19 protein-coding genes are annotated in these 26,817 nt (G+C 72.0%); 17 read left to right on the top strand and 2 right to left on the bottom strand.

All coding sequences use genetic code 11. From position 1 onward, the window contains the following. Positions 1 to 154: 154 nt before the first annotated feature. The 10 genes from EOT10_RS22295 (at position 155) to EOT10_RS22245 (ending at position 14,110) form a co-directional block, all read left to right on the top strand. A complete protein-coding gene (locus EOT10_RS22295) occupies positions 155 to 2,794 on the top strand; it encodes an EAL domain-containing protein (RefSeq protein WP_223281134.1) in 2,640 nt (879 codons plus the stop codon). 295 nt (positions 2,795 to 3,089) lie between these two features. Next, on the top strand, positions 3,090 to 3,386 hold the full coding sequence (gene gatC, locus EOT10_RS22285) for an Asp-tRNA(Asn)/Glu-tRNA(Gln) amidotransferase subunit GatC (RefSeq protein WP_016642027.1): 297 nt from the start codon (positions 3,090 to 3,092) through the stop codon (positions 3,384 to 3,386). Between the two features lie 5 nt (positions 3,387 to 3,391). Beyond that, positions 3,392 to 4,891, top strand: a complete 1,500-nt coding sequence (gene gatA / locus EOT10_RS22280) for an Asp-tRNA(Asn)/Glu-tRNA(Gln) amidotransferase subunit GatA (RefSeq protein WP_127830039.1) — start codon at positions 3,392 to 3,394, stop codon at positions 4,889 to 4,891. Positions 4,892 to 4,896: 5 nt separating this feature from the next. Next, on the top strand, positions 4,897 to 5,130 hold the full coding sequence (locus tag EOT10_RS22275; RefSeq protein ID WP_189491943.1) for a hypothetical protein: 234 nt from the start codon (positions 4,897 to 4,899) through the stop codon (positions 5,128 to 5,130). A gap of 16 nt (positions 5,131 to 5,146) precedes the next feature. Next, entirely contained in the window at positions 5,147 to 6,658 is a 1,512-nt protein-coding gene (gene gatB / locus EOT10_RS22270; protein WP_127830037.1) for an Asp-tRNA(Asn)/Glu-tRNA(Gln) amidotransferase subunit GatB, read from the top strand. 247 nt (positions 6,659 to 6,905) lie between these two features. Then, a complete protein-coding gene (locus tag EOT10_RS22265; RefSeq protein ID WP_262985437.1) occupies positions 6,906 to 8,999 on the top strand; it encodes a phosphocholine-specific phospholipase C in 2,094 nt (697 codons plus the stop codon). A 202-nt stretch (positions 9,000 to 9,201) separates the two neighbouring features. Further along, positions 9,202 to 11,475, top strand: coding sequence for an MMPL family transporter (locus EOT10_RS22260; RefSeq protein ID WP_127830035.1), 2,274 nt, complete (start codon positions 9,202 to 9,204; stop codon positions 11,473 to 11,475). Then, entirely contained in the window at positions 11,453 to 12,004 is a 552-nt protein-coding gene (locus EOT10_RS22255) for a GNAT family N-acetyltransferase (protein WP_127830034.1), read from the top strand. Before EOT10_RS22260 ends, EOT10_RS22255 begins: the two co-directional genes overlap by 23 nt. Positions 12,005 to 12,127: 123 nt before the next feature. Then, positions 12,128 to 12,661: a hypothetical protein gene (locus tag EOT10_RS22250; RefSeq protein WP_127830033.1), complete on the top strand. Its 534-nt coding sequence runs from the start codon at positions 12,128 to 12,130 to the stop codon at positions 12,659 to 12,661. A gap of 162 nt (positions 12,662 to 12,823) precedes the next feature. Beyond that, a complete protein-coding gene (locus EOT10_RS22245) occupies positions 12,824 to 14,110 on the top strand; it encodes a streptophobe family protein (RefSeq protein ID WP_127830032.1) in 1,287 nt (428 codons plus the stop codon). A 44-nt stretch (positions 14,111 to 14,154) separates the two neighbouring features. Here EOT10_RS22245 and EOT10_RS22240 read toward each other — a convergent pair whose 3' ends face one another. Next, the gene (locus EOT10_RS22240; RefSeq protein ID WP_127830031.1) at positions 14,155 to 14,535 is read right to left on the bottom strand and encodes a VOC family protein; all 381 of its coding nucleotides are present in this window, start codon (positions 14,533 to 14,535) and stop codon (positions 14,155 to 14,157) included. 191 nt (positions 14,536 to 14,726) lie between these two features. Here EOT10_RS22240 and EOT10_RS22235 point away from each other — a divergent pair, with 191 nt between their 5' ends. From EOT10_RS22235 to EOT10_RS22220, 4 genes are all read left to right on the top strand, one after another. Then, positions 14,727 to 15,341, top strand: a complete 615-nt coding sequence (locus EOT10_RS22235) for a hypothetical protein (protein WP_127830030.1) — start codon at positions 14,727 to 14,729, stop codon at positions 15,339 to 15,341. Between the two features lie 206 nt (positions 15,342 to 15,547). Beyond that, positions 15,548 to 15,748, top strand: a complete 201-nt coding sequence (locus EOT10_RS22230) for a hypothetical protein (RefSeq protein WP_127830029.1) — start codon at positions 15,548 to 15,550, stop codon at positions 15,746 to 15,748. A gap of 59 nt (positions 15,749 to 15,807) precedes the next feature. Then, positions 15,808 to 18,921 (top strand): helix-turn-helix transcriptional regulator, encoded by a 3,114-nt coding sequence (locus tag EOT10_RS22225; RefSeq protein ID WP_127830080.1) that lies wholly within the window; start codon positions 15,808 to 15,810, stop codon positions 18,919 to 18,921. 133 nt (positions 18,922 to 19,054) lie between these two features. Next, entirely contained in the window at positions 19,055 to 19,258 is a 204-nt protein-coding gene (locus EOT10_RS22220; protein ID WP_431313310.1) for a DUF6191 domain-containing protein, read from the top strand. Positions 19,259 to 19,370: 112 nt separating this feature from the next. Here EOT10_RS22220 and EOT10_RS22215 read toward each other — a convergent pair whose 3' ends face one another. Continuing rightward, complete coding sequence (locus EOT10_RS22215; protein ID WP_127830079.1) at positions 19,371 to 20,369, bottom strand: aldo/keto reductase; 999 nt, start codon at positions 20,367 to 20,369, stop codon at positions 19,371 to 19,373. 98 nt (positions 20,370 to 20,467) lie between these two features. On the opposite strand from EOT10_RS22215, the gene EOT10_RS22210 reads away from it, so the two are divergent. From EOT10_RS22210 to EOT10_RS22200, 3 genes are all read left to right on the top strand, one after another. After that, the gene (locus tag EOT10_RS22210; RefSeq protein ID WP_127830027.1) at positions 20,468 to 21,418 is read left to right on the top strand and encodes a 2-hydroxyacid dehydrogenase; all 951 of its coding nucleotides are present in this window, start codon (positions 20,468 to 20,470) and stop codon (positions 21,416 to 21,418) included. Between the two features lie 444 nt (positions 21,419 to 21,862). Then, the gene (locus tag EOT10_RS22205; RefSeq protein WP_431313308.1) at positions 21,863 to 24,706 is read left to right on the top strand and encodes a putative bifunctional diguanylate cyclase/phosphodiesterase; all 2,844 of its coding nucleotides are present in this window, start codon (positions 21,863 to 21,865) and stop codon (positions 24,704 to 24,706) included. A 242-nt stretch (positions 24,707 to 24,948) separates the two neighbouring features. Then, complete coding sequence (locus EOT10_RS22200; RefSeq protein ID WP_189491912.1) at positions 24,949 to 26,790, top strand: acetolactate synthase large subunit; 1,842 nt, start codon at positions 24,949 to 24,951, stop codon at positions 26,788 to 26,790. Positions 26,791 to 26,817 lie beyond the last annotated feature (27 nt).

Genomic DNA, 26,817 nt, shown 5'->3' with positions numbered 1-26,817 from the left:
GTTGTGGGGTGCGCCCTGCCGTGCCCGGCTGCGGATGGGGCACCCCCTGCCCATGACGGGCCCGGGGTACGGAACGAGGACGCGGTACGGCTGACGGAAATCGTCCGCATCGGATCGCGTGGCGTGGGCACCGCCGGCTGTGAGAGGGACGGGAATGGAACCGACCGAGAGCGCCGCTCCGGACTCACGGCTGCGCACGCGCTGGCGCGCGTGGCGAGGCACGGGAAGCACGGCGTCCGCCGCGCACGCCGTGCCGGGCACGGAAGGGTCCGCCCGGGACGAACACCCCACGGACGACGGCCCGGGAGGCGCCGGGCACGGCGGACCGGCGTACCGGCGCGGCTGGTGGCGCGGGGTTCTCGGGATCGGCGGCGCGGCACGCGCCGACGGCACGGACTCCTGTGCTTCGGGCGCGAGCGGCCGGCCGCGGAGCGCGGCCGGCTCCGGCGCCGCCCCCGGATCCGGTGCGCCCGCCCCGGGCTGGCCCGAGTCGGGTACGAACGGCGGAGCCGGGATCGGCGCCTACGGCGTCCCCGGCTCCGGCACGGCGGGCGCGTACGGCGCCTCCTCCGGAGCGGCGGTGAGCGGCGGTACCGGCTGGACCGGGGCCGTCGCTGACGGCCGGTCCGGCTGGACGGGCACCGACGCGGCGAACACCGGCGGCTGGCCGCACCGCGCGTCAGGACGCGGCGCGTACGGGGCCTTCGGCGAGAGCGGCGACGGCCGGGACCGTTCCTGGCTCGGCGCGCTGCCCCTGCTGCCCCTCGCGATCGTCTCCCTCGCCTGCATCACGCTCGGCACCGGCTTCTACCGCGCCTTCCTGGGCGACCACGCGCTCTTTCCGTCCGCCGCCGTCGGCTGGTCCCTCGCCGTCCTGACCGGCGTCATCGTCGGCCACCTCGTCGCGCTCGGCCGCGACCGCTGGTGGGGCGGCACGGGCTCGGGCGCGGCCTTAACGCTCGCGGTCCTGCTGCTCTACGGCTGGGTCCCCGCCGGCATGGTCAGCCTCACCGTCGTCGTCCTCGTCGGCATCGCCCGCCGGCACCGCTGGCGCCAGGGCGTCCTGCACGGCTCCGTCGACATCATCGGCATCGGCGCGGGCGCCCTCGTGCTCGCCGCGTTCGGCGAGGTCCCGTCCGTGGAAGCCCCATGGAGGCCGGAGACCTGGACGGTCTTCGACGCCCCCGAGGTGGCGCTCGTCGCGGCCGTCTACCTCGCGGTCACCCGCATGCTGCTCTGGTACGTCCACGCGCCGCGCACCCCCGGGCTGCCCACCGTCGCCCGCACCGCCCTCGTCCGGCAGGGCCTCGTCGGCGTCGCGCTGCTCGGCATCGCCCCGCTGATCTGCGTCGTCGCGGTCGCGCTGCCCGTGCTGCTGCCGCTGTTCGCCGTCCCGCTCATCGCGCTCGACTCCACGCTGTGGATCGCCCGCGCCCGCGCCGAGGAGCAGCTGCGTGACCCGCTCACCGGCCTGCCCAACCGGCAGTGGCTCCTGGAGCGGACCTGGTCCGCGCTCGACGACGCCGAGCGGATCGGCGCCCGCAGCGCCCTCATTTTGATCGACCTGGACCGCTTCCGGTCGGTCAACGACACCCTCGGTCACCTCGCCGGCGACCGGCTCCTGCTCCAGATCGCCGACCGGCTCCGGCTCGCCCTGCCGCGCGGCGCGGAGGCCGCCCGCCTCGGCGGTGACGAGTTCGCCGTCCTGCTGCCCGTCGCCGACTCCACGACGTCCGCCACCCGGGTGGCCCGGATGCTGGTCGCCGCGCTCGGCTCCCCGCTCGACCTGGACGGACTCACCCTCGTCCTGGAGGCCAGCGCCGGGCTCGCCGTCTTCCCCGACCACGCGCTCGACGCCGAAGGGTTGCTGCGCCGCGCGGACGTCGCCATGTACCAGGCGAAGCGGGACCGTACGGGCGTCGAGGTGTACGAGTCGAAGCGGGACTCCAACACCCCGGACCGCCTCGGCCTCCTCGGTGATCTGCGGCGCGCGCTCGACGCGGGCGACGTGGAGCTGCACTACCAGCCGAAGGTCCGCTTCGACGGACAGGTCGCCGGCCTGGAGGCGCTGGTGCGCTGGGTGCACCCCGAGCGGGGGAAGGTCCCGCCGGACGAGTTCATCGCCATCGCCGAGTCGTCCGGACTCATGCCCCATCTGACCGAGTACGTCCTGGAGACGGCGCTCGCGCAGGTCGCGCGCTGGCGGGCCCAGGGCCTGCGCGTACCGGTCGCGGTCAACGTGTCGCCGCGTGACGTGCACACCCCCGGATTCGCCGGCGCGGTCGCCGCGCGGCTCGCCCGGCACGGTGTCCCGCCCGGCGCCCTGCAGCTGGAGATAACCGAGCACGTACTGCTCGAAGACCCCCAGCGCGCCGCCGACACCCTCGCCGGCCTCACCGGGCACGGCGTGAAGATGTCCCTCGACGACTTCGGCACCGGCTACTCGTCCCTGGTCCATCTGCGCCGGCTCCCGGTCAGCGAGCTGAAGATCGACCGCTCGTTCGTGGCCCGCCTCGCCGTGGACAACGAGGACGCGGAGATCGTCCGCTGCACCATCGACCTGGCCCACTCGCTCGGCCTCCTCGTGGTCGCCGAGGGAGTCGAGGACGACGAGACATGGGAACGCCTGCGCGACCTCGGGTGCGACGCGGTGCAGGGCTGGCTGGTCGCCGCCGCGATGCCGCCGGACGAGACCACGGCCTGGCTGCGGGCACGCGGTTCCCGCGGCTGGCAGCGCCCCTCGGTCCTGGCGGCCGAGGCCGAGGACCAGTCGTCGGGACAGGCGGTCAACTGAGCCGTGCAGGGGTGACCGGGGGCATCACGGACCTCCGAAGGGGAAACCGTTTAACAGGCACGCCACCGTGCCCCATAGGATTGGGGCCAGTCGTCCCTTCCTGTCTGTCGTGCGACGCCCGGCACGCACGCTCGCCGCGTTGCCGAATCGTCCACGTGGCTCCGCCACGAGGACGCTCCGGCGCCTTGCGATCGCACGCACCAGACGGCGCACGACCCGCCCTCCGGGCGGACGACGGGAAGAAGACGACTGGCCCCGGCCCGAACCACACTCACTCACCCCAGAGGATCGCTGCATGCCTGGCATCACGCGCGAGGAGGTCGCACACCTCGCACGGCTGGCGCGTCTGGAGCTGAAGGACGAAGAGCTCGACCACTTCGCCGGACAGCTCGACGACATCATCGGCGCGGTCGCCCGCGTCTCGGAGGTCGCCGACCAAGACGTACCGCCGACCTCCCACCCGCTTCCGCTGACGAACGTCATGCGGGCGGACGAGGTCCGTCCGTCGCTCACCCCCGAGCAGGCGCTCTCCGGCGCCCCAGCCCAGGAGCAGCAGCGTTTCAAGGTGCCGCAGATCCTGGGGGAGGACTAACCACCATGACGGACAGCAACATCATCAAGCTCACCGCCGCCGAGATCGCCTCGAAGATCGCCGCCGGCGAGCTCACGGCCGTCGAGGTCACCGAGGCCCACCTGGCCCGGATCGAGGCCGTCGACGAGAAGGTGCACGCCTTCCTGCACGTCGACCGTGAGGGCGCCCTCACGCAGGCCCGCGCCGTCGACGCCAAGCGCGCCGCGGGCGAGAAGCTCGGCCCGCTGGCCGGCGTACCGCTCGCCCTGAAGGACATCTTCACCACCGAGGGCGTGCCGACCACCGTCGGCTCGAAGATCCTCGAAGGCTGGATCCCGCCGTACGACGCGACGCTGGTCAAGAAGCTCAAGGCCGCCGACGTCGTCGTCCTCGGCAAGACCAACATGGACGAGTTCGCCATGGGGTCGTCGACGGAGAACAGCGCGTACGGCCCGACCGGCAACCCGTGGGACGTCACCCGCATCCCCGGCGGCTCCGGCGGCGGTTCCTCCGCGGCCCTCGCCGCCTACGAGGCCCCGCTCGCCATCGGCACGGACACCGGCGGTTCCATCCGCCAGCCCGCCGCCGTCACCGGCACCGTCGGCGTCAAGCCGACCTACGGCGGCGTCTCCCGCTACGGCATGGTGGCGTTCTCGTCCTCCCTCGACCAGGGCGGGCCCTGCGCCCGTACGGTCCTGGACGCGGCGCTCCTGCACGAGGTCATCGCCGGGCACGACCCGCTCGACTCGACGTCCATCGACGCCCCGGTCCCGCCGGTCGTCGAGGCTGCCCGTAACGGCTCGGTCCAGGGCATGCGCGTCGGCGTCGTCAAGCAGTTCGCGGGCGAGGGCTACCAGGCCGGCGTCGTCCAGCGGTTCAACGAGTCGGTCGAGCTGCTCAAGTCGCTCGGCGCCGAGATCGTCGAGCTGGACTGCCCGACCTTCGACCTGGCCCTGTCGGCGTACTACCTGATCGCGCCGTCCGAGTGCTCCTCGAACCTGGCCCGCTTCGACGCCATGCGCTACGGCCTGCGGGTCGGCGACGACGGCACGAAGTCCGCCGAGGACGTCACCGCCCTCACCCGTGAGGCCGGCTTCGGCGACGAGGTCAAGCGCCGCATCATCCTCGGCACGTACGCGCTCAGCTCCGGCTACTACGACGCGTACTACGGCAGCGCCCAGAAGGTCCGCACCCTGATCACCCAGGAGTTCGAGCGGGCCTTCGAGCAGGTCGACGTCATCGTCTCGCCGACGACGCCCACCACCGCCTTCCCGATCGGCGAGCGCGCCGACGACCCGATGGCGATGTACCTGGCCGACGTGTGCACGATCCCGACCAACATGGCGGGCAACGCCGCCATGTCGCTGCCGTGCGGCCTCGCGCCGGAGGACGGCCTGCCCGTCGGGCTGCAGATCATCGCCCCCGCCATGAAGGACGACCGCCTTTACAAGGTCGGCGCCGCCGTCGAGGCCGCCTTCGTGGAAAAGTGGGGTCACCCGCTGCTCGAGGAGGCTCCGTCGCTGTGAGTGCCATGGCAAAGAAGGCCAAGAACTTCAAGAAGTCGAAGACCGGCGTGTACGTGTCCCTGGCGAGCACCGCTTTCGGCGCGATCAGTGTCGCGAAGCAGGCCAGGCTGGCCCGCAACGACCACGACACGCTGCGGCTGATCGACGCCGCGGTCTCCGCCGCCGCCATCGTTACCGGCCTGGCGATCCTCTACCGGGAGCTGAAGCGCCTGGGCGACGACGACGTCCTGCTGGGCTGAGAGGGAAAGTCTCACCGTGACCGTCACTGAACTGATGTCGTACGACGCGGCACTCGCGACGTACGACCCCGTCATGGGCCTCGAGGTCCATGTCGAGCTGGGTACGAAGACGAAGATGTTCTGCGGGTGCTCCACCGAGCTGGGCGCCGAGCCCAACTCGCAGACCTGCCCCACCTGTCTCGGCCTGCCCGGCTCGCTCCCGGTCGTCAACGCGATCGGCGTCGAGTCCGCCATCAAGATCGGCCTCGCGCTCAACTGCGAGATCGCCGAATGGTGCCGCTTCGCCCGGAAGAACTACTTCTATCCGGACATGCCGAAGAACTTCCAGACCTCCCAGTACGACGAGCCCATCGCCTTCAACGGCTACCTCGACGTACAGCTGGAGGACGGCGAGGTCTTCCGCGTGGAGATCGAGCGCGCCCACATGGAGGAGGACACCGGCAAGTCGCTGCACGTCGGTGGCGCGACGGGCCGTATCCACGGCGCCTCGCACTCCCTGCTCGACTACAACCGCGCCGGCATCCCCCTCATCGAGATCGTCACCAAGCCGATCGAGGGCGCCGGGGAGCGTGCCCCCGAGGTCGCGAAGGCGTACGTCGCCGAGCTGCGCGAGCTCATCAGGGCGCTCGACGTGTCCGAGGCCCGCATGGACAAGGGCCAGATGCGCTGCGACGTGAACCTGTCGCTGCGCCCGCACGGGCGCGAGGAGTTCGGCACCCGCAGCGAGACGAAGAACGTCAACTCGCTGCGTTCCGTCGAGCGCGCCGCCCGCTTCGAGATCCAGCGGCACGCCGCCGTCCTGTCGTCCGGCGGCACGATCGTGCAGGAGACCCGTCACTTCCACGAGGAGGACGGCTCCACCACGGCGGGCCGCATCAAGGACAACGCCGAGGACTACCGCTACTTCCCCGAGCCGGACCTGGTGCCCGTGGCGCCCGCCCGCGCGTGGGTGGAGGAGCTTCGGTCGACGCTGCCCGAGATGCCGCGCGTGCGCCGCAACCGGCTCCGCGAGGAGTGGGGCGTCAGCGAGCACGACATGCAGTCGATCCTCAACGCGGGCGCGGTCGACCCGATCGTCGCCACGATCGAGGCCGGCGCGGACGCCGGCTCGGCCCGCAAGTGGTGGATGGGCGAACTCGCCCGTCACGCCAACGAGTCGGGCAAGGCCCTGGACGAACTGCCCATCACCCCGGCGCAGGTCGCCCGGGTGGCGGCGCTCGTCGCGGCCGGCGACCTGAACGACAAGCTGGCGCGCCAGGTCATCGAGGGTGTCCTCGCGGGCGAGGGCACGCCGGACGAGGTCGTCGAGAAGCGCGGCCTGAAGGTCGTCTCGGACGAGGGTGCGCTGTCCACTGCCGTGGATGACGCGATCGCGGGCAACGCCGGCATCGCCGACAAGATCCGCGGCGGCAAGGTCCAGGCGGTCGGCGCGCTGGTCGGTGCCGTCATGAAGGCGACGCGCGGCCAGGCCGATGCGGCACGCGTCAAGGAACTGATTCTCGAGAAGTTGGGCGTCAGCGAGGGCTGAGGCGGTTGGTGCGGGGGCTCCGCCCCCGTACCCCCGCGTCCTTTGGCCTCAAACGCCGGCCGGGCTGAAAACAGCCCGGCCGGCGTTTGGCGTTGAAGGACACAGGGGGCAATTGGACCTTTGTCACGGACACTTGGACGTTTAGGTTTCGGCTGGTTCGTGTACTTCCGGGGGACATCTCGCGTGGCTACCGTCGCGGCTGAACCAGCCAATGGGTCGCATCAAGACCATTACGCGCGGAGGTCCCGTGTCCCCGTCCCCGTCCCCGGAGTTGTCCCGCAGGCGTCTGATGGCCGTCGGAGGCGGTGCCCTCGGCGTCGCCGTGGCCGGATCCTTCCTGCCGCCGTCACTGCAGCAGGCCGTCGCCGCGCAGCAGGAACCGCCGAAGGGCGGGCTCGACGCGATCGAGCACGTCGTGATCCTCATGCAGGAGAACCGGTCCTTCGACCACTACTTCGGCGCCCTGCGCGGCGTCCGCGGCTTCGGTGACCGCAACGCCGTCCGGTTGCCCGGCGGCAAGAGCGTGTTCGAGCAGCCCGGGCCCCTGCGGACCGTGCTCCCGTTCCCCGTACGGGAGGCCGCCGCCACGCAGAAGAAGGACCTCCAGTACATCGGCGCCCTCGACCACTCCTGGAGCGGTGGCGCCAAGGCCTGGCACGACGGCTGGATGGACGGCTGGGTCACCGCGAAGACCGCGGCGACGATGGCGTACTACACCCGCGAGGACATCCCGCTGCACTACGAGCTCGCCGACACCTTCACCGTCTGCGACGCCTACCACTCGTCCATCCACTCCTCGACGAGCCCCAACCGCAACCACCTGTGGAGCGGCAAGACGGGCTTCGAGGCCAACGGCAACCGTGCCGTGGGCAACGACGCCTACTCCGAGGGCACCCACCCCGGCTACGGCTGGGGCACGTACGCCGAGCGCCTGGAGCAGGCGGGCGTGAGCTGGCAGACGTACACGGAGTGGGAGAACTTCACCGACAACCAGATCGAGTTCTTCACGACCTTCAAGGCGATCGCCCGCAAGGTGCTCGCCGGGACCGGCCTCACCTACATGGAGGCCTTCTACACGAAGGTGCGCGACGCGAAGGACGACGCTGAGCGGGGCAAGCTCCTCGCGACGCTCGAGGACGGGGTCGCGACCCTGAGCAAGGGCGAGCGCTCGCTGTTCGAGCGGGGGCTGCGGCGCGTGCCCACCGGCAAGCTCGCCGACACGTTCGCGAAGGACGTGGCCGACGGCAAGCTCGCCCGCGTGACCTACCTGGTGCCCTCGGCCGTCGACTCCGAGCACCCCTCCGTCTCGTCGCCGATCCACAGCGCGACCATCGTCTACAAGGTCCTCGACGCGCTCGCCTCCCACCCCGACGTGTGGAAGCGCACCGCCGTCTTCATCAACTACGACGAGAACGACGGCTTCTTCGACCACGTGCCGCCGCCCGTGCCGGGCCCGGACAACACCGAGGAGCGCTATAAGGGCCTGCCCACCGGGCTCGGCGCGCGCGTGCCGATGCTGGTCGTCTCGCCGTGGACCGTCGGCGGGTACGTCTGCTCGGAGATCTTCGACCACACGTCCGTGATCCGTTTCCTGGAGCGCTGGACCGGCGTCCACGAGCCCAACATCAGCGACTGGCGGCGCCAGGTCACCGGCGACCTCACCGGCGCCTTCGACTTCCAGCGCGCCCAGCGGCGCCCCGAGATCCACCAGCCCGGAGCCGTCCCGGCGTTCAGCGGCCGCTGGTCCCCGCAGCCGCCCGCGCAGCAGTCGATGCCCGAGCAGGAGCCCGGCACCCGGCCCGCCCGCGCGCTCCCGTACCAGCCCGACGCGTACGCCTCCGCGGCCTCCGGCGGCCTTTCCGTCCGGCTCCTGAACACCGGCAGCTCCAGCGTGCACTTCGCTCTCCAGCCGTACGCCGGCGAGTTCGCGATACCGCAGCACCAGGACGTCGTCCGCGACGGCAGCTGGGACGTGCCCGTGCGGGGCGGCGCGTACGACTTCGTGGTGACGGGGCCGAACGGGTTCCGGCGCGAGTTCGCCGGCAAGGCCGACGCGGGCGCCGAGGTGACCACGACCCTCGACACGCGCGCGCGTGCCGTGCGGCTCAAGCTGCGCAACACGGGCGGTGACCCGCTTGTCCTCACCGTGGCCACGCTCGCGTACGGGAAGGCGGCGGACCGGACGGTGACCGTGCAGCCCGGGCGGTCGGTGACCGTGGTCCACGAGACGGGCGACGCCCACGGCTGGTACGACCTCCAAGTCACCGCCGGTCCCGGGGGAACCTTCCGGCGCCGCCTCATGGGGCACATCGAGAACGGCCACGCGAGCGTGTCCGGCTGACGAACCCGGCGGGGCCGCGCGGGAGTTCACATAAAGAAGTTGTGAGCTCCCGCGCCCCCGCGACCTGCGCCACGGCCCCTGTGAGTAAGCACACGAAAGCGACAAAGGATCTCTTGTTGCTGTAAGAGTGGCTTGCCATTGCTCATGTGTTCTTTGCGGGCGTTCCCGGTAAAGATCCAGAAAACACCCAGGGAGCACGTCCGTGGCAGCACTCGCACGCTGGTGTGCAAGGCACCGCCTCGTTGTCGTCCTGCTGTGGCTTCTCGCCCTCGGCGGCACCAGCGCGGCGGCGGCCGTTGCGGGCTCCTCGTACTCGAACGACTACGAGGCGCCCGGCACCGAGTCGGGTCGCGCCACGCAGCTCCTGAACGCCGGCTTCCCCGGCCTCGGCGGCGACAGCGACACCGTCGTCTGGCACACCGACGGCAGCATGGTCCGCGCCGCCGACGTGAAAGAGCGCATGACCCACACGCTCGACAAGATCGAGCACCTGCCCGGCGTCGCCGCCGTCACCAGCCCGTACGACGCCCAGGGCGCCGCGCAGATCAGCGCGGACGGACGCACCGCCTACGCCACGGTCACCTTCGACCGCCAGTCGAGCGACATCCCCAAGGCCGACGCCCGGCGCCTAGTCGACACCGCCAAGGCCGCCGAGACCAACGGCCCCGACGGGCTGCGCGTGGAGCTCGGCGGCAGCGCCGTCGCCCTCACCGAGTCGACCGGCGGCCATCTCTCCGAGATCGTCGGCGTCGTGGTCGCCGCCGTCGTCCTGCTGCTCGCCTTCGGATCCCTCGCCGCCAGCGCCCTGCCCATAGCGACGGCCCTGGTCAGCGTCGGCACCGCCGCCTCCGGCATCGTGCTCCTCGGGCACGTCATGACGGTCGCCGACTTCGCCCCGATGCTCGGCATGCTCGTCGGCCTCGGCGTGGGCATCGACTACGCGCTGTTCATCGTGACCAGGCACCGGCGCGGCCTGAAACAGGGCCTCCCGGTGAACGTGGCCGCGGAACGCGCCGTCGCCACCACCGGGCGCGCCGTCGTCTTCGCGGGCGCCACCGTCTGTATCGCGCTCCTCGGCATGCTGATCCTGCGCCTCAGCTTCCTCAACGGCGTCGCGATCGCCGCGTCCCTGACCGTGCTCCTCACCGTCGCCGCGTCCGTGACGCTGCTGCCCGCACTCCTTTCCTTCATCGGCATGCGTGCCCTCAGCAGGCGCCAGCGGCGCCGACTGGCCGAGCACGGGCCCGAGCCGGAACTGCCGACCGGGCTCGCCGCCCGCTGGGCCGCCTTCGTGGAGCGCCGGCCCCGCCTGCTCGGCGGCCTCGCCGTCGCCGTGATCGCGGTGCTCTCCGTCCCCACGTTCTTCCTCCACCTCGGCACGTCCGACCAGGGCAACAACGCCGCGTCCTCCACCACCCGGCAGGCCTACGACCTGCTCGCCGGGGGCTTCGGGCCCGGTGTGAACGGGCCGCTGACCCTCGTCACCCCCATAGACGGCGCCGGTGACCAGGTCGCCCTGAGCCGCCTGGAGTCCACGCTCGGCTCCGTCCAGGGCGTCGCCTCGGTGAGCCCGGCGACGTACGACCAGGCCGGCACCGCCGCCTTCCTGACCGTCGTGCCGGATTCCGCCCCCCAGTCGCAGAAGACCAGCGAACTCGTCGATCGGCTCCGCACCGACGTCATTCCCGCCGCCGAGAAGGGCACGACCCTCGACGTGCAGGTCGGCGGCGTCACCGCCAGCTACGACGACTTCGCCGGCGTCATCGTCGGCAAGCTGCCGCTCTTCGTGGGCGTCGTCATCGGCCTCGGCTGCGTCCTGCTGCTCCTGGCGTTCCGCTCGATCGGCATCCCCCTCAAGGCCGCCGCGATGAACGTCGCGGCCGTCGCCTCCGCCTTCGGGGTCGTCGTCGCGATCTTCCAGTGGGGCTGGGGCAGCGACCTGCTCGGCCTGGGCAGGGCGGGCCCCATCGAGCCCTTCCTTCCCGTGATCATGGTGTCGGTCCTCTTCGGCCTCTCGATGGACTACCAGGTGTTCCTGGTCAGCCGCATGTACGAGGAGTGGCTGGAGACCCGCGACAACCGGCGGGCCGTCCGCGTCGGGCTCGCCGAGACCAGTCGCGTGATCAACTCCGCCGCCGTGATCATGATCTCGGTGTTCCTGGCCTTCGTCCTCAGCGGCGACCGCGTGATCGCGATGTTCGGCATCGCGCTCGCCGCCGCCGTCGCCCTCGACGCGTTCGTCCTGCGCACCCTCCTGGTGCCCGCCCTGATGCACATGCTCGGCGGCGCCAACTGGTGGCTGCCGAAGTGGCTCGACCGCCGCCTGCCCCGCATCAGCATCGAGCCGCCCGAGTGCCGCACGCCCCATGACACGATTCCGGGACAGCGCCCGGAAGAGGACGACGCGATGCTGGACGCTCTGATCAAGGCCGAAGCCGAGGAACGGAAACAGGATGTACGCGATCTCCCTGGGTGACGACGGTGCGGAGCTGCGCCCCATGGAAACCTGGCACGCCGAGCAGTTCCTCGCCCACCTGGAGCGCGGCCGCGAGTTCATCGGGCAGCACATCGGCTTCGGCGCGCACGTCACGGACGTCGAGTCGGCGCGCGCCCTGCTCCGCTCCTACGCCGACAAGCGCGCCGCGGACACCGGCAGCATGCACGGGCTCTGGCTGGACGGGACGCTCGTCGGCGGCGTGATCTTCCGGATCTTCGACGCGGAGCACGGGACCTGCGAGGCCGGCTGCTGGCTGGAGCCCGCGGCCGCCGGCCGCGGTCTCGTCACGCGCGGCACGCGGGTCCTCATCGACTGGGCGGTCGAGGAGCGCGGCATCCACCGCGTCGAGTGGGTCGCCTCCTCCGCGAACGAGGCCAGCCTGAACGTGGCGCGGCGGCTCGGCATGAAGCGGGACGGGGTGCTGCGCGAGGCGGGCTCCCACCGGGGCCTGCGGCAGGACCTGGAGGTCTGGTCGGTACTCGCACCGGAGTGGCGCACGGGGCGGTGACCGGGGCGGTGACCGGGAACTTCGCGGTGGCTTCGCGCGTCATGGATCATGACTGCTTGATCATTTGAATGTGTGGAGTGCCGCACGGCGGCCGGGCCGCCGTCGGGGGAAGCGAGCGAACGCATGGCCATGGTGGGCCTCTTCTGGATCGCCGAGGGCGACGTCTACGTGGGCGCCAAGCCGTCCGGCCTGGCTCCCGGGGTGCGCCTGACCTCAGAGGGCGTGATGGGCCTCGGCGACCGGCAGTCGGGCCTCCAACTGTGGGAGGACGTGAGCGCCCTGACGGTGACGGACGTCCCGGTGAAGTCCCTGATGCGGCAGGTCGGCGTGGTCAAGGACCTGGCCCTCGGCACGGTGAAGCAGCTGGCGATGCCGGTGGGCGTCGGCATGGTCGACGAGGCCCCGCCGATCATGACGGTGCGCGTGACCTCGTCGGGCACCGTCCGCGAGCTCCAGGCCTACGGCGCCGCGGCCGTCGGCTACCCCCAGACCGAGGTCGACCTCTCCCTCGCCGTCCTGTCCCGCCTCACGGAGGGCGCCGCCACGATGGAGACGACGCTCGCGGCGATGTCGGACTGGGGCCGCGCGGGGGCGGGCGCGACACCCCGCGCGACGGAGCGGGAGCAACTGCTGCGGACGTGGGCGGGCCGGGAGTAGGGGCTGCCGCTTTCCGGCTTGACCGGCCTGATCCGGTCCGATCCGAGTCGGCCGAGCCGGAGGTTCTGGCCGGCCGGGCCCTCTGGAGGGCAGAGGTTCACACCGGACCCGTGCGGGCCCTCCCGAGGGGCGGGTCGCCGGGCGCCTGCCTAGCGTGGCCCTGTGAGCGAACAGGCAACCGACGGCCCGACCGGCACCCGGCACAGCGCGAAACACGGCTGGGCCGCCGCCCTCGCGGCTGTGCTCGCCGGCCTTGTGGCCATGGTGGTCACGGCCGCGCTCGGCCTGTGGGCCGCCGGCGCGACCGGGCTCCCCGGAAGCGCCTTCCCCCGAGTGGTCGCCGCCGTCGTGGTGATGGCGGCCGGCGGCTCCGTCGAACTGTCCGGGAATGCCGGGGAACTCGCCCGCACCCACGCCGACATCTCGGTCCTGCCGCTCTCCGTGACCCTCGCCGGGGCCCTCGTGATCGCCGCCGGATTTCTGCGGCCCCTGCGGCACCGGGCCATCGCGAGCGGCCGCGAACTCGCCGGCTGGGCCGGGCGCCTGGCCGTTCCGTGGGTGGTGGTCCTCGTCGTCCTCTCGGTCCTCGCCCGGCAGGACTTCGAGATTCCCGTGCAGGACCCGACGGGCGGCATCATCGAGGGCATCCTGGGCGGCGGACCCACGGTCGGGTTCCGGACGGACGTGCCCCTCACGCTCCTCTTCGGCGTGCTCTGGCTCGCGGGCGTCCTCGTCCTCGCCGTCCTCGTGTCGCGCGGCGCCCCGCTCCCCGCCCGCCTCGTCCGCTTCCAGGAGTCCGTGCGCCCGGCCGCGTACGCGATGGTCGCGCTGCTGCTCGCGTGCGTGGCCGTGGGCGTCGTCATCGGTCTCGTCGTCGCCGCGACCCGCGGCCACGCCGCCGAGACGTTCGCCGTGATCCTCCTCGGCCTGCCCAACCTCGTCTGGTTCGCCTACACCCTCGGCCTCGGCGCGTCCTGGGAGGGCAAGGTCGACGGCCCCTTCGGCCTGCCCATGCCGCACGTCCTCGCCGAGGTGCTGCGTACGCCCGACATCTCCACCGTCAACATCCGCACGCTCGCCGAGCACGACGGCCGCGTCTGGTGGACGGTCGCCGTGGCCGCGGTGCTGACGCTCGGGGCGGCGTTCGTCATGGCTCTGCGGTCACCCGCCCGGATGCGGGCCTGGCAGCACGCGCTCCACATGGCGGCGGCCCTCCTACTGACCGTGCTCGCCATCTGCCTGCTCGCCCGCATCTCCGCGCACTACGGCCTGTCGCTCCTCGGCATCGGCGACATCGGCGGCGGCCTCAGCGGCGAGGTGTCGCTGCGCCCGAACACGTGGACCGCCCTCGGCCTAGCCGTTCTGTGGGGACTGGTCACGGGGTTCCTCGGCGGCCTGCTCGCCTCCCGCCGCCACCGCCGCGGAGAGGTCGTCGAGGACCGCACCTAGTGCCTGCCGCCAGAGCCACCGGAGCCACCGGAGCCGCGGAGCCGTCAGAGCTGGGGGATGCGGGCCTTGAGCAGGCAGAACTCGTTGCCCTCGGGGTCGGCGAGCACGTGCCACTGCTCCTCGCCGGTCTGTCCGATGTCGGCCGGGCGCGCCCCGAGCTTCAGGAGGCGTTCGAGCTCGGCGTCCTGGTCGCGGTCGGTGGGGTTGACGTCGATGTGCAGCCGCGTCTTCCCCGGCTCCGGCTCGTCCCTGCGGCTGAGGATGATCGTCGGCTGGGCGCCGCCGAACCCTTCGCGCGGCCCGATCTCGAACATGTCGTCCCCTTCGCGGTCGAGTACGACGAAGTCCAGGACCTCGCACCAGAACCGCGCCAGCACCTCGGGTTCGCGGCAACCGAGCACGAGTTCACTGATACGACATGCCATGGACGAAACCTGCTCTCAGCGTCGGAACTGCCGGACACACGCTCGGGACCGTACCGGGAGGGGCGCGCGGGTGCGACGGGTTTTCGAAGGCCGTGGTGGCCGGACGGGTGCCCCTGCCGCTCACAGGCCGGGCACAGCGCGGACTCAGGTCGTTAAGAGAGCTCTCAGACTCCGTCCGTACGGTGCGGGGCATGGTTACGAAGACTGAAGACGAGACGACGGCCGAGACGGCCAAGACGACCGAGACGGCCGAGACCCCTGAGGCCACGAAGGACACGAAGGACACGAAGGTCACCAAGGACGCGGACGCCATCGAGGTCACCGATGGCACCGAAGGCACCGACGGCACCGAAACGGACGCGGACCTGGACGACGAGCCGTTCAAGGTCGCCGAGCCCGCGGAGAACTCCTCCGGAGTGGGACAGGGCGCCGGCGCCGTCGTCTCCGCCGCGCTCGGCGTCGTCGCGCTCAGCGGCAGCTGGGTCGCGACCGTCGCCTCGGCCCGCGAGTCCCTGATCGGCCAGCTCCAGACCTCTCAGAGCGCGAGCGTCGCCAAGCAGATCTCCGCGGTCTACGGCGACTCCTGGCACGCCACCGCCCTGGTCGGCGGGATCTTCTCGCTCCTCGCCCTGATCGTCGGCGCGGTGGTTCTGGTCAGGCCCGCCTTCGGCGCCCCGGGCAAGCCGCAGGCCGTGTGGATCAAGTCGGTCGCCTGGGCGGGTGTCTCGCTCGGCGTCATCGGGCTCGTCCTGGCGGTGGCCAAGTACACCGACATCCTGATGGCACTCCCCTCGGCCTCTTCCTGAGTCAGGTCGCTCTGAGGCCCTCACGGGTGCGGGTCCGTCCGAGGCCCACGGGTGCGGGGCCGTCTGAGTCCCCCCGTGGGCACGTCTAAGGCACCCCGTACCGGGAACATGCGGCACTCTCCCGATGTGGCCGACCCCCCTGGGAGACGAGTGTTGAGGCATCGCGACAGGCGATACCGACACCCACCCGTCACCAGGAGCACGAGATGTTCGAGTACCAGACCCGGATCCACGAAGTCCGCGCCGCCGAACTGGTCCGCCGGGCCGAGCGCAGCCGCCAGGTCCGCGAGGCGCGCGACGCCCGGCGCACGGAGCGGGCGGAGCGCCGCGCCGCCCCGGCCGGCCAGGACGCGGAGGGCCAGGATCAAAGTCCCGCGCGCCGCCACCGGTTCGCCCGCGCGGCGTGACGATGACGACGGACACATGGCCGGCGACAGCAGGTGCCGCCGCGTCGGGCCCCTGTGCGATGCTCGGGCCTGTGGAGACCAGGTGCGTCAGCCCGGTGTTCGTCGGCCGAGCCGGCGAACTGGGCGTACTAGAAAAGGCGCTCGCCCGTGCCACCACGGGGGAGCCTCAGGCATTGCTGCTCGGCGGGGAGGCGGGGGTCGGCAAGACCCGTCTCGTCGAGGAGTTCGCGCTCGCCGCACGCCGCGAGGGCGCCGTCGTCGCGCTCGGCGGCTGCGTCGAGATCGGCGCGGACGGACTCCCGTTCGCCCCCTTCTCGGCGGCGCTGCGGGCCCTGCGCCGTTCGCTGCCCGAGGAGTTCGGCGCCGCGGCCGCCGGACAGGAGACCGAACTCGCACGGCTGTTGCCCGAACTCTCCCCGGCGCCGGCCGGACGCGACGGCCGCCCCGACGAGGAGAGCATGGCCCGGCTCTTCGAGTTCACCGCCCGTCTCCTCGAACGCGTCGCCACCGACCGCACCGTCCTCGTCGTCCTGGAGGACCTGCACTGGGCCGACGCCTCCACCCGCCACCTCCTCTCCTACCTCTTCCGCACGCTGCGCAGCGGCCGCCTCGTCATCGTGGCCACCTACCGCGCCGACGACATCCACCGCCGCCACCCGCTGCGCCCTCTGCTCGCCGAGCTCGACCGGCTGCGCACCGTCACCCGGATCGAACTCGACCGGTTCAGCCGCGACGAGGTGTCCCGCCAGATCGCCGGGATCTTCGCGGCCGAACCCCGACAGGCCGTCGTCGACGACATCTTCGAGCGCTCCGACGGCAACGCGTTCTTCGTCGAGGAACTGGCCGTCGCCACCAGCGACGGCTGCTGCACCGGCCTGTCCGAGACGCTGCGCGACGTGCTCCTCGTCCGCGTCGAGAGCCTTCCCGACGACGCCCAGCGCGTGGCCAGGATCGTCGCGGAGGGCGGCTCCACCGTCGAGTACGCGCTGCTCGCGGCCGTCGCCCGGCTCGGCGAGGACGACCTGATCGAGGCCCTGCGCTCGGCCGTCGGCGCCAACATCCTGCTCGCCACCCCCGACGGGGACGGCTACCGCTTCCGGCACTCCCTGGTCCGCGAGGCCGTCGGCGACGACCTGCTGCCCGGCGAACGCTCCCGCCTCAGCCGCCGCTACGCCGAAGCCCTGGAGGCCGACCCCTCGCTCGTCCGCGCCGACGAACGCGTCACGCGCCTCGCCAGCTACTGGTACCGCGCCCACGACCCCGCCAAGGCCCTGCCCGCAGTCCTCGACGCGTCCGTCGAGGCCCGCCGCCGGCACGCCTACTCCGAGCAACTGCGGCTCCTGGAACGGGCGATGGAGCTCTGGGACGAGGCCCCCGAGGAGATCCGCGCCCGGCTGCGCCCCGTCGACTACACCGAGGTCTACCCTCCCTGTGGCTGCGACCCCGCCACCCCCCTTCGCTACCTCGACCTGATGGCCGAGGCGGCCGTCGCGGGCCGTCTGTGCGGCGAGCGCGAACGCGCCCTCAAGATCACCAAGCGCGCCCTGCGCCTCATCGACGACTCCGACGCCGAGAAGGACTCCCTTCGCTCGGCCTGGTTCTGGATCCAGCGCTCCCGTCTCGTCTCCTCCCTCGGCCGTGGCGACGGCTGGGCCGAGATCGCCACCGCCCAGGAACTCGTCCGCGGCCTGCCACCGTCCGAGGTCCACGCCGAGGTCCTCACCAACGTGGCCTCCTGGGGCATGCTCCACAACCCCGGCGAGGAGACCCTGGCCGCCGCCGAACGGGCCGTCGAGTACGCCCGCATGGTCCGGGCCGAGGAGATCGAACTCAACGCCAGACTCACCTTCGGCAGCCTCCTCGTCGACGCCGGCGACACCGACCGCGGCTTCGCGGAGATGTACGCCGTCCGTGACCGGGTCGTCGAGACCGGCCTCGTCCCGCAGATCGGCCGCGTCCACATCAACCTCTCGTCCGTCCTGGAGGGCGCCGGCCGCTCCCACGAGTCCGTGTCCGTCGCCGAGGCCGGCATGGACCTGTGCCGCCGCTACGGCCTCCTCGACGCGGAGGGCTGGATCCTGACCAACATGGCCGAGTCCCTCACGTCCCTCGGCCGCTGGACGGAGGCCGCCACTGTCGTCGACACGGCGCTGCGGTCCGCCCTGAGCGCCAAGCCGCGCGGCACGGCCGGCACCCGCCTCGCGGTCGTCGCTCTCGGCCGCGGCGACCACACCGAGGCGGCCGCCCAGCTCACCGCCGCCCGTACCCACTACGGCGCCCACGACTCCATGCCCCAGTACACCCTTCCGCTGTCCGCCCTCGCCGTGGGCATCGCGGCCGCCGCGGGCGGCACCCAGGGACTCCTCGACGCCCGCGCCGAACTCGCCCGCGTGGTCACCGAGGGCATCCCGCCCAGCAACCAGCGCTACGTCTGGCCCCTGCTCGCCACGGCAGCCGCGGCCGAGGCCGACGCGCGGGGCCTGCCTGCCGCGGACGCCGGCCGTGCCGGAGCCGTCGACCGCATCCGCACGGCCGCCAAGCGCCTGGGTACCCCCGTGCCGGTGTGGCTCGCCCACGAGCAGTGGGTACGCGCCGAACTCCTGCGCGCCGAAGGCCGCGACACCCCCGACGACTGGTCCCTCCCTCTCACCACCTTCGAGTCGCTCGACCGCCCCTACGACCTGGCCCGCGTCCGCTTCCGCGCGGCGGAGTCCCTTCTCGCGGCGGCCGCCATGCCGCCGACGGCCCAGGGCCCGGCACCGGCCCCCGCCGACGCCGACAGAACCCTCGAGGGCGAGCGGGAACGCGCCACGGAACTGCTGCGGCTCGCGGGCGCCGTCGCCGAACACCTCGGCGCGCGCCCCCTCGCCGAATCGGTCGCCCTCCTCGCCCGGCGCGCCCGCCTCACCCTGAACCCCGCCGCTCCCCGCCCCCGGACCCCGGCGGAACCGGCGGACCCGGCCCAGGAACTCGGCCTGACCAGCCGCGAACGCGATGTCCTGCGCCTCGTCGCCGCCGGACGCAGCAACCGCCAGATCGCCGAGGAGCTCTTCATCTCCCCGAAGACGGCGAGCGTCCACGTCTCCAACATCCTCGCCAAGCTCGGCGTCGCCGGCCGGGGCGAGGCGGCCGCCCTGGCCCACCGGCTGAGGCTGTTCGCCGCCGTGGGCTGAGGCGGGGCGGCGGGCGGGTCGCGGCCAGGGATGGCAGCCGGGGTGGATCGTTCAAGATCATTCCGGTTGGTCCCGATGTGCACTGCCGTACGCTGGTTCGAGTTCTCGGCCACCAGGAGGCGCCGTGTTCAACATGTTCGAGGAGCTGTTCTCGCCCGGACGCAAGCACACGAACGAGGAACGCAAGCGGCTCGAGCTCACGCGCGTCGACCTCAACGACGGCGACCCGGGCCGCGGCCCGATAGACCTCACCTCGGGCAAGGTGGTCGTCCGCGTCCCCACCCAGACCCCACCGGACGGGGCGCAACCCGAACCCGATCCCGATCCCGAGCCCTGAGCAGCGCCCGACCCCGACCCTGGTCCCGCCACCGGCATCCCCTGACCACCGTCTCCGGCGCGCCCAGCCGCTCACCGGCCGCCCCGAGCCCCTCAGCCCAAGACCCCGTCTCTCAGTCCCAAGACCCTCGAGCCCGTGGCAGCGACGCGATCTCCGCCAGGTCACGTTCCGTGAGCCGCAGCTCCGCCGCCCCCGCGTTCTCCACCGCCCAGCGCTCCCGCTTCGCACCCGGCACCGGCACCACGTGCCGGCCACGCCCCAGCACCCACGCCAGCGCCACCTGGGCCGGAGTCACCTCGTCCCCGTGCCGGGCGGCGATCCGGCGCAGGCCGGCCACGATCGACTGGTTGGCCGCCATCATCTCCGCGGTGAACCGTGGATGCCGGGCCCGCAGATCGTCCGGTTCGAACCCCTGCCCGGGCGTCAGCGTGCCTGTGAGGAACCCGTTGCCGAGCGGCATCGCGGCCAGGAATCCCACACCCCGCGACTCGCACCACGGCAACAGTTCTCCGAGCGCCTCCGGCGACCACACGGACAGCTCTGCCTCCACCGCGCTCACCGGGAAGACCTGCTGCACCCGCTCCAGCTGCCGGAGCGTTCCCGCGTGCAGCCCGGCGCCGCCCCGCCGCGTGGCCCGCGCCCCCACCGCGCACAGCCCGAGCGCCCGCACCTTCCCCGCGCCCACCAGCTCCGCCATGGCGCCCCACGTCTCCTCGACGGGCACCTCGGGGTCGGCGCGATGCAACTGGTACAGGTCGATGGTGTCCGTCTGCAGCCGGCGCAGCGACGCGTCGCAGGCCCGCTTCACATACCCGGGGCGCCCGTTGGCGACGACGTGCTGCTCCCCGACGAGGAGCCCGCACTTGGTCGAGACGAACGCGTCGGCCCGGCGCTCCTTCAGGACCCGCCCCAGGAGCAGCTCGTTCGTGAACGGCCCGTACATGTCCGCCGTGTCCAGCAGGGTCGACCCCCGGTCCAGCGCGGCATGCACGGTGCGCACGGACTCTTCCCCCCGCTGCCGCGAGCCGGTGTAGGCCCAGCTCATCGGCATGCATCCGAGCCCGATCGCGCCCACCTCGAGCGCTGCCGCCCCGATCGTCCTGCGCTCCACCTGGAAGTAGCCTCCCCCTGTGTGTTCGACAGGCACCCAAACTAACCTCTGGGACCCGGCCCGCCGCGCACAGCCTCCCGCCCACTAGCCTCCTGACCATGAGTGCTCAGGTATCCGCCGACGTATGGCTCCCGTTCCGTGAAGACGAGGTCCCCGGGCTGCCCGAGGGGCTCGACTACCGTTTCTGGGACGGCGGCCCCGACTTCCCCGCAGACCCGGCCGACTGCGCCTTCTACGTGGTCCCTTACATGAAGGGCGCGAACGTCGGTGTGCGCCCCTTCGCCCAGATGACGTCCGTACGGGTCGTGCAGACGCTCTCCGCCGGCGTCGACCACGTCCAGGGAGGCCTCGCGTCGCTCCGGCCCGGCGTACAGCTGTGCAACGCGCGCGGGGTGCACGAGGCGAGCACCGCCGAGCTCACCCTCGCCCTGATCCTGGCCTCACTCAGGGGCATCCCGGGGTTCGTGCGGGGACAGCAGAGCGAGGAGTGGCGCTCCGGCTTCTATCCGGCGCTCGCCGACAAGAACGTACTGATCATCGGCTACGGGTCCATCGGTGCCGCCATCGAGGACCGGCTCGCTCCCTTCGAGTGCGCGCGGGTGGTGCGCGTCGCGCGCTCCGCCCGCACCACCGAGCGCGGCCCGGTGCACCCGCTCGCCGAACTGCCCGTGCTGCTCCCCGAGGCGGACGTGGTGATCCTCTCGACGCCCCTCAACGAGGCGACCCGTGGGCTCGCGAACGCCGGCTTCCTGGCGCGACTCAAGGACGGCGCCCTGCTCGTGAACGTCGCGCGCGGCCCCGTCGTCGACACCAAGGCGCTCCTGGCCGAACTGGAGAGCGGCCGGATCACCGCCGCACTCGATGTCACCGATCCCGAACCGCTGCCCCAGGGGCACCCGTTGTGGCACGCTCCGGGAGTGCTCGTCAGTCCGCACGTCGGCGGTTCCACCTCCGCTTTCTGGCCGCGGGCCAAGCGCCTGCTCGCCGCCCAGCTCACCCGGTTCGCGGCGGGAGAGCCGGTGGAGAACGTCGTTCTGACAACTGAATGACAGCCGACTGACAGCCGCCTCACGACCGACTTGCAAGAGACCGACGACGGGCCGGGCCCACGCCCCCCGAACACTCTCTGCGCCCGTCCGGACGCGTCCCGTACGGGCATCACCGCTGGTCGTCACGGAGAGTAGAGAGGCTATGTCCCTGAGTGACGAGTCTGGTGTATCGTCCCGACTGGGGTAGCGCCGTGGAGAGTTCGGCGCCGGGGACGGACAACCGGGACTGCGAGGGGGGCGACGGGCGATGCACGGTCTATGGGCGAACGATCCGACGCGGCGGGGCCGCCGGCGACGGCCCGCGCGCGCACCGGCCCACAGAATCCGGCACGGCGGCCACGCCCCCCGCAGGGGCGGACGGCACCGGAGCGGCGCACGCCGCAGGCCTCAGCACGCCGGGCACGGACACCGGGACTCGGGGGCGGTGCGGACCGGAGTGGCCCCGTGAGCGCCCCCGTAGCCCTGCTCACCGGCCGCCGCCTGTTCCAGGGCGGAGGGGCGAGCCTCGCCTCACAGCTCGTGCTCGCGCTCCTGTGCGCCGGGTACGCCACGGGGGCGGCCCTCGGCTGGGGATCCGACCGACTGGCCCTGTTCATGGGCGACTTCGGCCTCAGTGCCGCCGCCGCAGTCGCCGCCGTGTCGAACTTCGCGTACGCGCGCAGCGGGCGCAGCCGCTTTCGACCCGCCTGGATCCTGTTCGCGGTCTCCTCCGCCATGGCATCCCTGGGCAACGGCGTGTGGGGCTGGTACGAGGTCGTCCTGCAGCGCCCCGTACCGACCCCGAGCCTCGCCGACCTGTTCTTCCTGTGCTTCGCCCCGCCCGCCATCGTGGGGCTGCTCGTCCTCGCCAAGCGCCCCGTGACCAAGGCCGGCTGGGTCTGCCTCGCGCTCGACTCCTGGCTCATCGCGGGCTCGCTGATCACACTGTCCTGGAGCCTCGCTCTCGCGCACGCCGCGCGGTTCGACGGCCCGAGCGTCGCCCGCACCGCGCTCTCCCTCGCGTACCCGCTGCTCGACATCGCGCTCGTCAGCATGGTGCTCGCGCTGCACTTCCGCCGTTCCCCCGGAAACCGCACGGCGGTGAACACGGCGATCGGCGCGCTCGCCCTGACCGTGATGTGCGACGCCCTCTTCACCTCGCCGCTGCTGCACGCGAGTTACCACTCGGGCGAGATCCTCGACGCCGGCTGGTTCGCCGGGTCGCTGCTGCTCGCGTACGCGCCCTGGGTGGGGCCGCGGAGAGGGGAGCACGAGGACGAGACGGCGTTCGCGCGGCGCGGCGGCCGCTACCAGGTCACCCGGCCCATCTCCGGATCCCTCGCGGCCCTCACCCCCTATCTCGCCGCCGCCGTCTGCACGCTGGGGATCCTCTACAACGTGCTGAACGGGCACCGAGTGGACCGGGTCGTCCTCTTCACGGCCTGCATGGTCGTCCTGGCCCTCGTCGTGCGCCAGGGCATCATGCTCCTCGACAACATCACCCTCACCCAGGAGCTGGCGCACAAGGAGAACCACTTCCGCTCCCTGGTGCAGGGCTCCAGCGACGTCATCATGATCGCCGCTCCGAACGGCATCCTCAGATACGTCAGCCCGGCCGCCGCCGGGGTCTACGGGCGGGACGCCGAGGAACTCGTGGGGTCCGAACTCGCGTCGATCATCCATCCCGAGGACCTGGGACGCGTCGTCCACGAGGTGCGCCGCTTCCTCGCCGCCAGCCAGATCGAGGAGCCCACGACCCGCATCGAATGCCGCTTCCGCTCGGGCGGTGGGGGAGGCTGGCTCAACGTGGAGTCGACGGTCAACCGCCACCACGGCGGCCTGATCTTCAACAGCCGCGACGTCACCGAACGGGTGCGCCTCCAGGCGCAGTTGCAGCACAACGCCGAGCACGACCCGCTCACCGACCTGCCGAACCGCGCCCTGTTCACCAAGCGGGTCGGCCACGCCCTCGGCGGCCGCCGCGCCACCGACCGCGGCACGGCCGTCCTCTTCATCGACCTCGACGGCTTCAAGCAGGTCAACGACACCATCGGCCACCAGGCGGGCGACGAGCTCCTCGTCCAGGCCGCCCGCAGACTGGCCGAATCGGTACGCTCCGGAGACACCGCCGCCCGCCTCGGAGGCGACGAGTTCGCGGCACTGATCGTCGGCGACGGCGGCCGGGACGACACCGCGCGCGAGCAGCACATCTACGAGCTCGCGGACCGACTCAGGGTCACCCTCTCCCAGCCGTACTCCATCGACGGCAACGATGTCCGGGTGGCCGCCTCCATCGGCGTCGCCTTCGCCGAACCCGACGTGTCCGCAGGGGAGTTGCTGCGGAACGCGGACCTCGCGATGTACCGCGCGAAGGCCGCGGGCAAGGGCCGTGTGGAGCTGTACGCGCCCCAGATGCAGGCCGACGTCGTCCGCAAGGCGCAGCTCGCCTCCCGGCTGCGCACCGCCCTGCACGACGGCGAGTTCGCCCTCCTGCACCAGCCCGTGGTGTCCCTCGGCAGCGGCCGGATCACGTCGGTGGCCGCGCAGGCGCGCTGGCGGTCGGCCCAGGGCATCCTCTTCACGCCCGCCGAGTTCCTGCGCACCGCGGAGGAGGGCGAGCGCACCTCCGAGCTCGGCCGGTGGATGCTGGAGGAGGCCGTCGAGCAGGCCGCCGAGCGGGGCCGCAGGGGCCATGCCGTACCGGTCGCGGTCCGGATGAGCGCCCGCAGACTCCTGGACCGGTCGCTGCCCCTCGGCTCCATCGAGGCGCTCCTCACCCGGCACGGGCTCGCCTCGGGCGCGCTCGTCATCGAGCTCGCCGACAGTGACCCCAGGGTGCCCCTCGACGAGCTGGAGCGCCGCCTCACCGCCCTGCGCAGGCTCGGGATCCGTATCGCCCTGGACGGCTTCGGAAGCGGATACGCGGCCATCACCGCGCTGCGCAGGCTGCCTGTCGATGTACTGAAACTCGACCGCAGTCTCGTAGAAGGAGTCGTGGAATCCGCCCGCCTGCACAAGATCACCAGCGGCCTGCTGCGCATCGCCGGCGACCTCGGTCTGAAGTCTGTGGCCGACGGCGTCGACCTGCCCGAGCAGGTCGTCGCGCTGCGCGCCATGGGCTGCACGCACGGGCAGGGCATGGCGTTCTCCGGTCCCCTCGACGAGTACCGGCTGCGCCGCGCGCTGGCCTCCGGGAGCTATCCCGTGCCCAGTGGACCGGCCGAGCCGGTGTTCGCGGGCATCCCGTCGCCGGCCGGCCGGACGACACTGCTCCGTTCACATGATGAGACTCCCGTCCCACCTACTTGACACACGCAGTGCGCCGGAGGGAGGGTCAGTGCCATGCGCACCCGAATTCTCGTACTTGGAAAGCGCGTCGGCTGAAGCTGGGACGCCGGTCCTGACACCGGATCCCCAGCGACCGCACCCGACGCGCTCCCCTCGCTTGCCTCACGGCACGAGGGGTTTTTTGTTGCACAGGCGCCTTTCCGGCAACTGACGCACACCGCCCAAACCTCGCAAAAACCCTCAGCATCGAGAAGAGAATGCCGATGACCGAGCAGGCCACCGGGGCCCACCATCCGCAGCCGCGGCCCCGAGGACAGCAGTCCGCCCCCGTCGAGCACGTCACGGGTGCGAAGTCCCTCATCCGTTCGCTCGAGGAGGTCGGGGCCGACACGGTGTTCGGCATTCCCGGCGGTGCCATCCTTCCGGCCTACGACCCGATGATGGACTCCACCCGGGTCCGTCACGTGCTCGTCCGCCACGAGCAGGGCGCCGGCCACGCGGCCACCGGCTACGCGCAGGCCACCGGGAAGGTCGGGGTGTGCATGGCCACGTCGGGCCCCGGCGCCACCAACCTGGTCACGCCGATCGCCGACGCGCACATGGACTCCGTGCCGCTCGTCGCGATCACCGGCCAGGTCGCCTCCAAGGCCATCGGCACGGACGCCTTCCAGGAGGCGGACATCGTCGGCATCACGATGCCGATCACCAAGCACAACTTCCTGGTGACCAAGGCCGAGGACATCCCCAAGACGATCGCCGAGGCGTTCCACATCGCCTCCACCGGCCGTCCGGGCCCCGTCCTCGTCGACATCGCCAAGGACGCCCTCCAGGCACAGACCACCTTCAGCTGGCCGCCGCAGACCGACCTGCCCGGCTACCGCCCGGTGACCAAGCCGCACGCCAAGCAGATCCGCGAGGCCGCGAAGCTGATCACCGCCGCGAAGCGGCCCGTCCTCTACGTCGGCGGCGGTGTGCTCAAGGCGCACGCCACGGCCGAGCTGAAGGTCCTGGCCGAGCTCACCGGAGCGCCCGTCACCACCACCCTGATGGCGCTCGGCGCATTCCCCGACAGCCACCCGCTGCACGTGGGAATGCCGGGCATGCACGGTGCGGTCACCGCCGTCACCGCGCTGCAGAAGGCCGACCTGATCGTCGCCCTCGGAGCCCGCTTCGACGACCGCGTCACCGGCAAGCTGGACAGCTTCGCCCCGTTCGCGAAGATCGTCCATGCCGACATCGACCCGGCCGAGATCGGCAAGAACCGCGCCGCCGACGTGCCGATCGTCGGTGACGCCCGCGAGGTCATCGCCGACCTGGTCCAGGCCGTGCAGAAGGAGCACAGCGAGGGCAACAAGGGCGACTACACCGCCTGGTGGAAGGACCTCAGCCGCTGGCGCGACACGTACCCGCTGGGCTACGACCAGCCCGAGGACGGCTCGCTCTCGCCGCAGAACGTCATCGAGCGCATCGGCCAGCTCGCCCCCGAGGGCACGATCTTCGCCGCGGGTGTCGGCCAGCACCAGATGTGGGCCGCGCACTTCATCCGCTACGAGCAGCCCGCCACCTGGCTCAACTCCGGCGGCGCCGGCACGATGGGCTACTCGGTGCCCGCCGCGATGGGCGCCAAGGCCGGTCAGCCCGACCGCACGGTCTGGGCGATCGACGGCGACGGCTGCTTCCAGATGACCAACCAGGAACTGACCACCTGCGCGCTCAACAACATCCCGATCAAGGTCGCCATCATCAACAACGGCGCCCTCGGCATGGTCCGCCAGTGGCAGACGCTGTTCTACAACCAGCGCTACTCCAACACCGTCCTGCACAGCGGCCCCGACGACGTGCAGGCCAACAAGGGCACGCGCGTCCCGGACTTCGTGAAGCTGTCCGAGGCCATGGGCTGCCACGCCATCCGCTGTGAGCGCCCGGAGGACCTGGACAAGGTCATCGCCGAGGCCAACTCCATCAACGACCGCCCCGTCGTCGTCGACTTCATCGTCCACGAGGACGCCATGGTGTGGCCGATGGTCGCCGCCGGCACCTCGAACGACGAGGTCATGGCCGCCCGCGGGGTCCGCCCCGACTTCGGCGACAACGAAGACGACTGAGACCGAGAGCGAAAGAGAGACCTTCAG

Source organism: Streptomyces antnestii, assembly GCF_004005495.1.
Taxonomy (GTDB): Bacteria; Actinomycetota; Actinomycetes; order Streptomycetales; family Streptomycetaceae; genus Streptomyces; species Streptomyces antnestii.
Note: the sequence above shows the minus strand (reverse complement) of the source record. Positions and strands in the feature narration are given on the sequence as shown.

Coding starts and splice junctions, on each gene's coding strand:
- EOT10_RS22295 (WP_223281134.1), top strand. CDS start 155: ATGGAACCGACCGAGAGCGCCGCTCCGGACTCACGGCTGCGCACGCGC.
- gatC (WP_016642027.1), top strand. CDS start 3,090: ATGCCTGGCATCACGCGCGAGGAGGTCGCACACCTCGCACGGCTGGCG.
- gatA (WP_127830039.1), top strand. CDS start 3,392: ATGACGGACAGCAACATCATCAAGCTCACCGCCGCCGAGATCGCCTCG.
- EOT10_RS22275 (WP_189491943.1), top strand. CDS start 4,897: ATGGCAAAGAAGGCCAAGAACTTCAAGAAGTCGAAGACCGGCGTGTAC.
- EOT10_RS22255 (WP_127830034.1), top strand. CDS start 11,453: ATGTACGCGATCTCCCTGGGTGACGACGGTGCGGAGCTGCGCCCCATG.
- EOT10_RS22250 (WP_127830033.1), top strand. CDS start 12,128: ATGGCCATGGTGGGCCTCTTCTGGATCGCCGAGGGCGACGTCTACGTG.
- EOT10_RS22240 (WP_127830031.1), bottom strand. CDS start 14,535: ATGGCATGTCGTATCAGTGAACTCGTGCTCGGTTGCCGCGAACCCGAG.
- EOT10_RS22235 (WP_127830030.1), top strand. CDS start 14,727: ATGGTTACGAAGACTGAAGACGAGACGACGGCCGAGACGGCCAAGACG.
- EOT10_RS22230 (WP_127830029.1), top strand. CDS start 15,548: ATGTTCGAGTACCAGACCCGGATCCACGAAGTCCGCGCCGCCGAACTG.
- EOT10_RS22225 (WP_127830080.1), top strand. CDS start 15,808: ATGCTCGGGCCTGTGGAGACCAGGTGCGTCAGCCCGGTGTTCGTCGGC.
- EOT10_RS22220 (WP_431313310.1), top strand. CDS start 19,055: ATGTTCGAGGAGCTGTTCTCGCCCGGACGCAAGCACACGAACGAGGAA.
- EOT10_RS22210 (WP_127830027.1), top strand. CDS start 20,468: ATGAGTGCTCAGGTATCCGCCGACGTATGGCTCCCGTTCCGTGAAGAC.
- EOT10_RS22200 (WP_189491912.1), top strand. CDS start 24,949: ATGACCGAGCAGGCCACCGGGGCCCACCATCCGCAGCCGCGGCCCCGA.